Raw genomic sequence first — 11,710 nt, forward strand, 5'->3', positions numbered from 1 at the left:
ATCAATCCCTCAGGTCAGTTCAGTCAGTCGTCCAGCCGTACTCCCCGTAGCAGGAGCATCGTTCCGCCCACTGCGACGGCCGATGCCAGGAACACGCCTGCGGCGCCGAGCCCTACCGCCACCACGCCGATGACGCTGGGCAGCACCACTTGGCCCACCCTGTTCCCGGCAAGCCGCAAGGCAAGCGCCCGCCCGCGCTGGCCTTCCGGCGCTTGGGCTGAGAGCCAGGACATCGTCAGGGGCTGGCCGATTCCCAGCCCCAATCCGAGGAACGCCATCACGACGAAGAGCAACCACTCGGGCATCGGTATGGCGGCCACCCCCAGGGCTGCTGTGGAGATGGCCAGGCTCAGGATCAGCAACTTCATGCGCCCCAGCTTGCGGGACATGCTGCCGAGCCCCAGCCGGGACACCATGGAGAACACCGCCCTGACAGTGAGCAGGAGGCCCACAGTTGCAGCCGTGAGGCCTCGTTCGGCGCCAAGTGCAGGCAGGTAGACAACTGTCAGGTCCACGACAGCCAGAACGGTGGCGCTCGTTGCCAGGGCACGGACAACGCCCGGAGTTCTGAGGAGCGATACGGCGCTGCCCTTTGGGCCGCCCTTGGGTGTGCGCCTACCTCGGCTGACCTTTGAAGAGATCACGAACGTGGTCAGGAACATCACCAGGCTCATCGCCGCCGCGAGCAGGAAGATCGCCTGCGTATTCGGCCGAACGGAAGCACCGCCCACCACGGAAATGGCCAACGGACCGAGAGCCTGGCCCAGGGATGCGGCAAAGGTCAGGTACCCGAAAGCAGAATCCAGACGAGACGACGCCGCGTTGTTCGCGACCACCGCTTGCTGCCCCACCACACAGGCCAACTGACCTGCGCCAAGGAGCGCTGTGCCGGCCACGAGCGCCGGAACCGAGGTCCCCCAGAACAACAGAAACGCAGAACAACCCAGTACGACGGCGGCCCCGATCGCCATGAGCCGGCGCTCACCAAGGCGGTCCACCAGTCCGCCGATGGGCAGGGCGAGCAGCAGGGGAAACACAGCGTAGCTGGCGGCGAGCAGGCCCAGTGCGAAGCCGGGAACATCAAGTTCCAGTGCGCGGTAGGTGGTGGCCGGCCGGACCAGGAACGTGACGGCCTGGATGAGCGTCGAGTGGATCAGGAGGGCCGTGGAGGAACGCCTTCCGAGTTCGCCGATCATTCGACCAGGAGGCCGGAGCTGGAGATGACCCGCAAGGTCTCATCCCGTGCGCCGATGACATGGTGGAAGGCGACTTTGGCTGCCTTCTCCGCATCCTTTGAAGCGATCGCCTCGACCAAAAGCCGGTGATTGGAGAGTGCTTCGTCGCGGCGTTCGGGAGCGTTGTTGGTGAAGTATCGGTAGCGCTCAACTTGGCTGGCGATCTGCTCATGGAAGCGCTGGGCCCAGGAGTTCCCGGCGATCCTGGCGATCGCAGCATGCAGGGCAACCCCGTACTTCATGGCTTCGTCGGCAAACTCCACCATCGCAGCGTTGCGGGCCAGAATCCCGCGGAGTTCTTCAAGGTCCGCTGCGGTGGCATTGGCGCAGGCCTCCCGTGCCATCAGGGATTCCAACGCAGCGCGAACGTCGTACAGCTCGGAAATCACCTTCTCATCCAGCGCGGGAACCAGGACTCCTCCGGTGGATTGCTGTTCCAGCAGGCTCTCGGAGATCAGGCGACGGATGGCTTCGCGAAGCGGCGTGCGGCTGACTTGCAAGGCAGTGGCCATGGCGGGCTCATAGATGCGCTCACCCGGTTTCAGCTCGAGGCTGAGGATCCGGCGCTTCAACTCGCCATAGACAAGGTGCGCCCCCGTGTTTCGTGGTTGTGGATCTGCCATGTGGTGCCGCCCTGCCGAGGAAAGAAGGTGTACTTGTATACATCTATACACTCCCGGATGAGCAGCACACAACAAAAGCAACGCGGGGTCACTTACGGCCGCTTCAAGCGCCAAAAAGGGGCCGTAAGTGACCCCGCGTTGCTTGAATGCAGGTGACCACTTCCGACCAACCCCGTTCGAGCCTGTTCGAGTGCCTTGTGACGCTCCTAGCCGCCTCATAGTGTCGGCTTGCCCGGCCTTCCCGGAAGTCAGGCAAGCACCCAATGACACCCCGACGATGAGGTCCACCCATGGCGTTTTCCGCACGAAGAATCCGAAGGCCAGTGGCAGTCCTGGCAGCAGCTGTGACTGCAGCCGCCGGCCTGGCACTCATGCCCGCAACCACACCCCAGGCACAAGCAGACGATGCAACAGCGGTCACCATCACCCCGAACCCCGCCACCCGAGGCGAAGCCTTCGAAGGGTGGGGAACCAGCCTGGTCTGGTTCGCGAATGCGACGGCGGGCTACTCCCCCGAGCTACGTGAGGAGCTGTACCAGAAAGTTTTCGGGGAGGACGGACTCAACCTCAACATCGCCCGTTACAACGTGGGCGGCGGCAATGCGTCAGACGTAGCCAACTACCTCAACGATGGCAGCGCTGTGGAGGGATGGTGGAAGCCGGTGGCTGAGGCGCAACCCGGCCAGCCGACGTCGAACCTTTACAACCCGGACGGAACCGTGGACAAGACGCAGGCCAACAAGCTCGCGTTCTTGAGCGAGTGGGATCCGGACGATCCCGCGTCCTACAACCCCGACGCCGATAAGAACCAGCGTTGGTGGGTGGAACGCCTCGCCGCAGACCAGCAGATCACGCATTGGGAAGCGTTCAGCAATTCCCCTCCCTGGTTCATGACCAAGAGCGGCTACGTCTCCGGCCAGGTGAACACCGCCAAGGGCGAAAACCTGCTCCCCGAAGCGGAAGCCAAGTTCGCCGCCTACATGAGGAACGCCGTCGAGCTCCTCGAAAAAGGCAGCGGCATCACAGTGGACACCATCGATCCGTTCAACGAGCCGAACTCCGGCTACTGGGGCACGGACATCAACGCAGCCACCGGCAAGCCGCCCACCACGTACACCCAAAAGCAGGAGGGTGCGCTGATCTACCCGGCCGCCCAGGACCGCGTGACCAAGCTGCTGGCCGCCGAACTGGAAAAGGGCAGCACGGACGCCGTCATCTCCGCGATGGACGAGACGGATCCCACCAAGTTCATGACCAACTGGAACGGCTACAGCCAGGAAGCCAAGGACGCTGTTGCGCAGCTCAACGTCCACACCTACGGCACCAACGATCGTCGTCGTGTCCGCGACCTCGCCAGCTCCACGGATAAGCCGCTGTGGATGAGCGAAGTGGGCGGATTCTGGACCGGCAACCCGGTGCTCGGCGACTCCACCAGTGGCTGGGACCGTTCCAACATCACCAACGGCCTGGGCATCGCCGGCCGGATGGTCAACGATCTCCGTGAACTCGACCCCAACGCGTGGGTCTTCTGGCAGCCCGTGGAGGACACGTACAAGCAGGAGAAGGCAGACAAGGGCTGGGGCTCCATCTACATCGACTTCGACTGCAACTACGAAGGCCGCGAAGGATTCTCCAACCGCCGCATCAACGACGGCGCGTCCCAGGAACAAGCCAAGTGCAAGGTCCTGACCAACCAGAAATACAACACCACCAGGAACTTCACCCACTACATCCGGCCCGGCGACTTCCTCATCCAGAACGACAACGCCAAGACCGCCAGCGCCCTCCGCGCCGACGGCAACGGCGCAACGCTGGTCCACTTCAATGACACCCCGACGGCGGAAAAGGTCACCATCGACCTCAGCCGCTTCGGCAGCATCGCACCCGGCGCCAAAGTCACACCCGTGGTCACCACGAAATCGCCGCTGGACGATATCGAGAAGAATGCACTGGTAGCCGGCGCACCTGTCGCCGTTGACACGGTAGCCAAGTCCGCCACGCTCGAGGTTCCCGCCGCGTCTGTGGTGACGTTCGTCGTCGACGGCGTCAGTGGAGTTTCAGAGGATGCCGCACCTGTGCAGGACGGCCACAGCTACCACCTCAGCGGTGAGGCGAGCAGCAAGTACCTGACCGGGCGTGCGAACGGAACTGCCTCGATCGAGGAACTGGGCACCGACGCGGCAGGCGTGGCGCCGCAGATGTGGACGTTCAACGCCGTGAGTGCAGACGAGTTCGCGAACGATCGTCGATGGGTAGTTTCCAGTGCGGACGGACGGGTCCTTACAGGCAATGGAGGCGTGCTGAACGGCGGCCAGTCCGGTGCCGCTTCCCTTGCTTCCCTGACGTTGGATGAAGCTAAGGCGACTCCTTCTGCACAGTGGATCGTCACGACTGAGAACGGCAAGCAGTGGTCCCTGGTCAACGCCGGTGCCGCGATTGCCCTGCAGGTTTCGGGCAACCAGACCGCTGCTGGAACGTCAGTGGCACTTGCTTCATCTACCGGCACCACCGCAACCGCCTCGGCAAGCCCGCATCAAGCGTGGGCCTTCACGGACATCGCTGACTTGAAGCTCCTGGGTGTTTCGCCCGTTGAACTGAGTACGCTCACAGGTGTTGCGCCCACCCTCCCTTCTACAGTGACTCCGCTGTATGAGGCGGGTCCGGGCAAGCCGCTGACCGTTACGTGGTCCGCAGTTGACCCCTCGGCCTGGCAGAAGGATGGGAAGGTGACGCTTCGCGGCTCCGGCGTAGATCCCTACGGCCAGGCTTTTGACGACGCGCTCCTCACTGTGACGGTTGGGCAGTACGTCGCCACAGATCCCGCATCCGTGACCGTGGGTGTTGGTTCCACGCTCGCTTCGGTGCAGGCGGCTGCCCCGGTGACAGTCCCCGGCCAAATCGGCGACGGGCCCGCCCGCAACCCGATTCCTGTTACGTGGGACTGGGCTTCGCTGTCTGAATCTGCACTGCAAACGGTCGGCTCGGTGACCATTCCTGGCAAGGCCGGCTCACTGTCCGCGACCCTCACTGTCGTGGTGGTGGATAGGGTCCCGAGCGGCAACATCTGCAAGGACGATCCCGCCACCGTCGCGACGGCCAGCTACACCGAGGGCTCGTACATCGCGAAGAACACTTGCGATGCCAACGCCTCCACCCGTTGGTCCAACTGGGTGAGTGGCGGCCGTGCGGGTGACAGTCTCAGCTACGCTTTCAGCCGTGACTACACCGTTTCATCCGTGACCGTCACGTCCGCGGAGAAAGCTGCTGCGAGCCTCAAGGTGCAGTACCAGGACGCCTCCGGAGCGTGGAAGGACACTTCGGCCGGGACCATCACTGGACTCTCGACTTCTGCGCCCACGACAGTTCGATTCGACCCCGTGACCACCCGCGGCATCCGCGTCTCGTTCGTGACCACGGCTTCATACACCAAGGTCGCCGAGGTAGCCATCGCGGGTTCACGTTTGGCTGACGGCGGACTCGCCGACCTCGGCAGGCTCCTCGTCAACCAAGCGTCCGTCGTCGGATTCTCCCCGGCGACCACCGACTACCGGGTGCTGACCGCGACGGCGACCCCCGCCGTCGTCGGCTACCCGCTGGACACGAACGCGAAGGTGACGGTCCAGCAGCCCACCGCTGGGAACCCGACGGCGGTAGTCACCGTGACGGCGCCGGACGGCACCACGAAGGAATATCGCGTGACTGTTTCTACCGGCAAGGACGCGTGCAAGAACGGCGGCTGGAAGACGAGCCCGTCGCCCGTGTTCACGAATCAGGGGCAGTGCGTGAGCTTCTTCGCGGCTGGGAAGTAGGGAATTCTGAGATAGTGAGGCCCCTCGGGATTTCGATCCTGAGGGGCCTCGCTGTGTTTTCACCGACGTGGGATGAGTACGCTCAAATGAACAAGCGGTTGGCCGCCAAAGCCGTCTGAGCTACTCAGCCGCGCACCCAGCGGTACGGCGTCGTGGTGGAGACCTTGAGCAGCCCGGAGCGTTCCAGGATTGGCCGGGAGAATTCGGTGGAGTCGCTGTGGATGAGGGTCTTTCCCATCTCGAGTGCGGCTTGCGCGCGGCGGGCCGTCAACGCCCTGTAGATCCCCCGGCCGCGCCATACTTCTCTGGTGGCACCACCCCAGATACCGGCGAAGGCCGTGCCGGGCACTGGCTCCAAGCGTCCTGCGCTGACGATTTGTCCGTCCACCTCCGCCACCCACAACTGCATCCCGTCATCGAGGGAGAGTCTGCGAAGCAGGGCATCGGCCATCTCATCTGAGACCGGCTCACCGAAGACCTCGTCCTGCATGGCGCTCATCGCCCGCACGTCCGGCTCGTCCGTGATCTGCCGTAACGTCACGCCCTCGGGAAGTGGCACAGCTGTGCTCAAAGCCTTCGCTTCCCCGATCATGATTGATTCGGGGTCGTCCTGGGTAAAGCCGTTTGCGATGAGGGCCTCGTGCAGACCCGGCGCGTGATCATGCCCGCGGGATTTCCATTCCACCCTGGTGATGCCAGGTTCCGCGCGGAAGTAGGCGGTTGCCTCGGCAACGAGCCGTCTGACGGTTTGTGCATCCGCGTCGCCCAGATCCTTGTACGTGACGAAACCCCGCCCCTTCATAAAAGTCACCAAGCGCACGGGTCCGTGCTGGGTCACTTTGAGGGCACTTGGGGTCTCTGCGTCGGTGCGGAGGTCCTGGTCATAGGCCGCGAGGAAGCGTTCTCGATCGTCGGTTTGGCTCATCCCGCGAGCCTACTGCAGGGGTGGGCTCGCCCGATTCGATGGCTCGCTGCACACAAGACGGTAGGAGCCGTCTAACCCGTAGCTAGGCGTCGAATTGGGCACGCCACAGCCGGGAGCGCTCCACGGAGGTGCCGTCCGAGAAAACGAACCGGCCGCCTCCTTCGTCGGCAATGAACGTGACACCCGCATCCGTCGAAGCACCTCCGTCATCGGCGAGGACGACGACGGCGGCGTAGTCGCCGTCGTGCGCGGTGCCCGAGGTCCCCACCCACGGAATGGTGAGCTCTGAACCCATGGGGTGCGCGCCGGAGCGGACGAACGTCCCGGACGAATCCAACGCCAGGCCGAAACCTGGGACCGGCAGCACAGAGCTCATCACCGAAGACGCAGCATCCACCGGCCAACCGCCGATCCGAAGCGCGCTACCCGAGGAAGAACCGGAAGCCCCGGAAACACGCACCAACCTAAGCTCAACGGCCCCCCGCGTCACCGACACCACGGTGACCGACGGTCCGGGAGTCGCAACGCCGGCCACGCCGCTGCCGTGATCAGGGCCGGCGTCGGGGTCGGGTTCAATCCAGTGAGCGGTGAACCGGGAAGCTCCCACCTGAACCCCGCCCTCGGAGTAGGACCCGAGGTACTCAAAACCCGTCCGATGCGTCAGCCGACCAGAAGCGTCAACGAAGGCCACCGCATTGTCCATTGACTCTGCCGTGAGGTCCGGGAACGTGTGCGTCGAGTACCCCATCCGCGCGTACAGCGGTGAGTCAGCCACCAAGGCACCAACAACGGCGTGGTCCGTGGCATGGTTCCTGATCCGGACCACGCCGTCGGCTCGAGTCCCGTCAACCTGCCAACCCGGCGCCTCGATGAGCCGCTGGGTCTCGGCCACTTCAACGGGCAGCGGAGCCTCAACGGAAGTCCACGCCGGGTGATCCGCGGGCAGCGCCAGGCCGAGCATCCCCTTCGCGGCCCAGTACGGTGAGCCCGCCCCGGAGTAGGCCTGCTTCATGCCGGCGAACTCGCCGTGCCAGCCGATGGACAGCAACCCGTCCTCCGTGATGGAGCCGTGCCGTACAAAGTAGTCGAGCATCCCGGATGCTGCCCGGCGCGCCATGCCTGGGGCCAAGCGGGTGTGCCCGGACAACTCCCCTACCCAGAACGGCGCTGCGGCCGCGAACCGGTAGATCAAACTCCGGCCTTGAATGAGCGGGGCACCGTTCGCGCCAACAAGGTAGGCGGCGTCGTCCAGGAAATCCGCCAGCCGATCGCCGTCGAGCGCCTTGCGGGCAGCAACCCGGGGATCCGAAGGCGCCATCAAGGCCCAGAGCTGCGGATACACCTGGAAGGCCCAGCCGACGTAGTGGTCGTACGCCCGCTCCGGCCCGTCCGCGAACCAGCCACCGCCCCGGTAGAGCGAGTCGTGGACGGCGAGTCCGGCGTCGATGTCCTCATCCGAATACCGGCCACCAACTGAAGCCAGGAATGTCTCCACCACAATCTGGAACCACACCCAGTTGATGGGCGGATATTCCTCGCCAATGACGGTCTCGAACCACGCGATAAGTTGCTCCTGGACGCGTTCGGGCAGCTTGTCCCAGAGAACGTCGCGGGTCAGCGCCAAACCAACAGCCAACGACGCCGCCTCGACCTTCGCCTGCCCCAGCTCGCCTGGCGTCGGCCAGCGGTCGGGATTCGCGGGGTTGGTCCCGGCATCGAGACCGGCGGCATACCACTCGGCGATCCACCCGGTGCTGGCCGGGTCGCCCGCAATCCGGAAGGAAGCCAGCAGGAAGGTCCGGGCGAAGGCCTCCAGCGAATCGCTCCGCGGGCCGTACCGGCTGTTGGCGCCGGGCAGGTGGATGTTGGCGTGGTCCCCGGTGCCAAAGCGGTGAGCCGAACGCAGGAGGTAGTCCGCGTAGGCGCACCAGTGCTCGCGGGTCAGGCCGGTGAAAGGGGAGAGATCGTGATCCAGGGGTGGCAGGAGCATCAGAGCGAATCCTCCAGGACCACTCCAGCGAACCCTCGCGGTGCGCCCACGGATGATTCCCGGACAATGAGCTCCGGGTTCAAGTCAATGCGATGCACGGGGCGCATCCTTCCTTCGGCCAAGCGTGCCGCCATGAGCTGCACCGCCACCTTGCCGACGTAGCTTTTGGGAGGCCGAACCGCGGAGATGGCGGGCTCGGCAAGGTAGGCAACTTCGTCGTCGTATCCCACGATCGCCATGCTGCCGGGAACGTCCACGCCGCGGTCCACGCAGTGCTGCACGAACGCCACGGCCTGGGTGTCCGAATGCACCAGCATGGCGGTGGTCCCTGTGGAGCGGCACAGCTCCAGGACATGATCAAAGTGTTTCGAACGGTCCCCGTTGTCCAGCTTGGCCGAGTCCTCATGGATGGACTTTTCCAGCGGGATCTTCAACGCAGCGAGGGCCTGCTTCCAGCCACGGACCACATGCGGGCTGGTGGGACTGCTGGAATCGGTGAGGCAGCCAATCATCCGGTGCCCCTCCTGCCAGAGATGCCGCACGGCCATCCCTGCGCCGAACGAGTGATCGGTCGCGACCCACTCGAGCCGGTGCGACGGGATCTCCAACGGCGCCCGGCGTTCGGCCATGATCACCGGAATGGGCAGGGCATTGAGCCACCTCAGCAACTCCTTGCCGTGCGTTCCACCCATGTCCGGGGCCACGATCAGCCCGTCGATGTTCTGGGTATCCAGCAGCGCCTGTACCTGGCGGCGGTTGTCGGCGGCGTCGTACGCGGAGCCCCGGACCAGGATGCGGAGGTTCTGCACTTCGGCCTCGCCGCGGGCACCGGAAATCACTTGCGGCCAGTAGTAATCCAGCGAGGGCACCACCATGCCGATGGAGTAACTGTGTGCCGCCGGCCTCCCCACAGCCACCGAGCGATCCAACGGGCTGGGGAGCGTCGCGCCGCCGTGGACACGGGAGACCAATCCTTCGTCGGCGAGGGTGTTCACGTCGCGTCGGATGGTCAGCTCGCTGACGCCCAGTTTCGCCGCGATATCGCGGACGGTGATGGCTCCGTGTGCCCGCAACTCCTCCATGAGCCGTTCCCGCCGCTGCAGCGAAAACAACGATTTCCCGGCTTCCGGGCTTGATTCGTTAGTCATTTGTGGCCTCCACTGTGAGGGTGAATGCGCCTGAAGCGCGGGTTTCTTCGGGCATGCGGAACCGGAGTCGGGTGAGCTTTTGGCCCCAGATGTCGCTGAGGAGCGGATCGTCCAGGTGCCATTCGTCTACGAGCACGACGGCGGTTGCCGGCTTCCAGCGCAGGTGCAGCCCCACGTGGCTGCTGACTGTCGGAATTCCGACAGAGGTGATGGTCGCCGTCGCGTCTGTACCCACGCGGACGGTGCCGGCAACCAGGTAGGTGATGTCGACGTCGTGGGTTCCTGCAGACTGGTGGGTTCCTACAGGCGGGGGCGCTGGCAGGTTCCAACGATCATCAATCACTACGGACCCGGGTTCGCGGTTCATCACTGAGGTGCGGATCCATTGCTCGGCGTCACCCAGTCCGTAGGCGGCGCCGAGACCCAAAGCGAGAGTGGGCTCCTCTGTGGTGGGCTCCTGAAGGAGGACTGCGGCGAAGGAAGATCCTGTCCCCTGTTCCAGCCCGAAGGGTGCGGGGACGCTGTGCCAAGCGCTCTGCATCGCGCGGATCTGGTAGCGATCAGGTCCGAACGTTTGCGCCGTGTACGTGGGTTGGCCGGCATCGACGAGCAGGGGCACTCCGTCCACGGCGACCACGACGGAGCCGACGTCCCGGTGGTTGTGGTGCTCGCCGTTGTGCCCGCCCTTGGCCGCGAGGGTGAGCCCGTCCGTGGAACCGGGGTTCTGGCGGGCGACCATGATCTGCACCGAGGGCAGGTACGTCCCCCAACTAGGTCGCAGTAAACGTCCCAATGGACCCTCAGTGCGACGTTTCCTGTCACCTAGTTGGGTGCGGGAGGCGAGTTGGGTGAGGACGCGGCCCAGGCCCGCCGCGGCGTTGGGTTCGGGTTCGACGGCGGCAAAGGCGGCGGCGTGCGCGGCGGCCTCGGAGTCGCCCAGCCGGACGGCCCAGCGATGCAGCATGCCCCACGGGAGTCCTTCATGCGCCCGGGCGGGGCCATCAGCGACGTTGAGGAACCAGCGGCCACCAAGGTGCATCCGGCTCGGGAAGGCAACCAGCGCGCGGATCACCGGCAGGTCCGGATTCAGGGCACCGCCGCTTGCTTCCTCCAACAGCGCAAGGCCTTCCAGCGCCCGGCCGGCCCCGTTCCACCAGTAAGCGAACCCTTCGTCGATGGCACCGTCTGCGGGAATGGAGGCGAGGAAGCGGTCCAGTCCCTCGATGCAGCGGGCAATAACCTGGGCCTGCCCATCAGGGTCATCAACCAGCAGCAAGGCCGCGGCGATGATGTTCGAGTGGATCCATGGGTTCCAGTTGTGGACGTCGCCGTGCAACCCCAGCCAGTGCCAGTCGAGCCGGTCCAGGAAGGGCCGAATGACGCGTTCGTTCGTCTCAAGCCGGATGCGCTTGCGGAGGCCAGGCGCCCTGTCATCAAGGGCATCTCCCAGCACCAGGTCCAGCCACGCGAGTTGGGCCACGACTTCCCCGGCGCCGAGGTCCAGATAGGAACGCGTGCGGTCCGGGACTACTTCGCCGTTGCGGGTGAACACGTCGTCGTGCGCCGCCCAGCTCCACGAGCTCTGCTCACAGAGAAGGTAGGCGCCGTCAATCACCTCGTCGAGCCAACCCGGCTCGCCCAGGGCTGCCATGACGACGGCGCGCGTCAGGCGCTGCTGCCGGCTCGCCACGAGCCCCTCGTACGCCGTGCGGTTGCCGTCGCGGAAGTACCGGGCGTAGTGGGACACGAGCGGTTGGGGCCAGGGTGTCCCCCGCTCCACGTCCGCTTGGGTGCGCAGCTCCGAGAGGGAACGTGAAGCAGCGAGCCGCCATCCGGCGTCGGACGCTGGACGAACGGTGAGCCGGTCCCGGGAGCCGCGGAGCGACTCGACCAGGGAGGGCTCGTTGGCCAACAGGCCCCAAGCGCTCCGTAGCGGGCGACGAGGTGGCGCTACAACGGCAGCGTTGCCGGTTGCCATAG

General features: G+C 65.1%; 7 protein-coding genes. 1 reads left to right on the top strand and 6 read right to left on the bottom strand.

Annotated elements, in window-relative coordinates; translation table 11 throughout:
* Window positions 1-23: 23 nt before the first annotated feature.
* Window positions 24-1,196, bottom strand: a complete 1,173-nt coding sequence (locus J3D46_RS00805; RefSeq protein WP_231338361.1) for an MFS transporter — start codon at window positions 1,194-1,196, stop codon at window positions 24-26.
* Entirely contained in the window at window positions 1,193-1,858 is a 666-nt protein-coding gene (locus J3D46_RS00810) for a GntR family transcriptional regulator (protein ID WP_253464606.1), read from the bottom strand. Before J3D46_RS00810 ends, J3D46_RS00805 begins: the two co-directional genes overlap by 4 nt.
* Window positions 1,859-2,148: 290 nt before the next feature.
* Here J3D46_RS00810 and J3D46_RS00815 point away from each other — a divergent pair, with 290 nt between their 5' ends.
* Complete coding sequence (locus J3D46_RS00815; protein ID WP_253464608.1) at window positions 2,149-5,667, top strand: discoidin domain-containing protein; 3,519 nt, start codon at window positions 2,149-2,151, stop codon at window positions 5,665-5,667.
* A 124-nt stretch (window positions 5,668-5,791) separates the two neighbouring features.
* Here the strand turns inward: J3D46_RS00815 and J3D46_RS00820 are convergent, their stop codons facing one another.
* From J3D46_RS00820 to J3D46_RS00835, 4 genes are all read right to left on the bottom strand, one after another.
* Window positions 5,792-6,592, bottom strand: a complete 801-nt coding sequence (locus tag J3D46_RS00820) for a GNAT family N-acetyltransferase (RefSeq protein ID WP_253464611.1) — start codon at window positions 6,590-6,592, stop codon at window positions 5,792-5,794.
* Between the two features lie 82 nt (window positions 6,593-6,674).
* Window positions 6,675-8,582: a DUF2264 domain-containing protein gene (locus J3D46_RS00825; protein ID WP_253464614.1), complete on the bottom strand. Its 1,908-nt coding sequence runs from the start codon at window positions 8,580-8,582 to the stop codon at window positions 6,675-6,677.
* A complete protein-coding gene (locus tag J3D46_RS00830) occupies window positions 8,582-9,730 on the bottom strand; it encodes a LacI family DNA-binding transcriptional regulator (protein ID WP_253464617.1) in 1,149 nt (382 codons plus the stop codon). Before J3D46_RS00830 ends, J3D46_RS00825 begins: the two co-directional genes overlap by 1 nt.
* Complete coding sequence (locus J3D46_RS00835; RefSeq protein WP_253464620.1) at window positions 9,723-11,708, bottom strand: heparinase II/III family protein; 1,986 nt, start codon at window positions 11,706-11,708, stop codon at window positions 9,723-9,725. The genes J3D46_RS00830 and J3D46_RS00835 overlap by 8 nt, the downstream gene beginning before the upstream one ends.
* Window positions 11,709-11,710: the final 2 nt, after the last annotated feature.

Source organism: Paenarthrobacter sp. A20 (assembly GCF_024168825.1).
GTDB lineage: Bacteria > Actinomycetota > Actinomycetes > Actinomycetales > Micrococcaceae > Arthrobacter.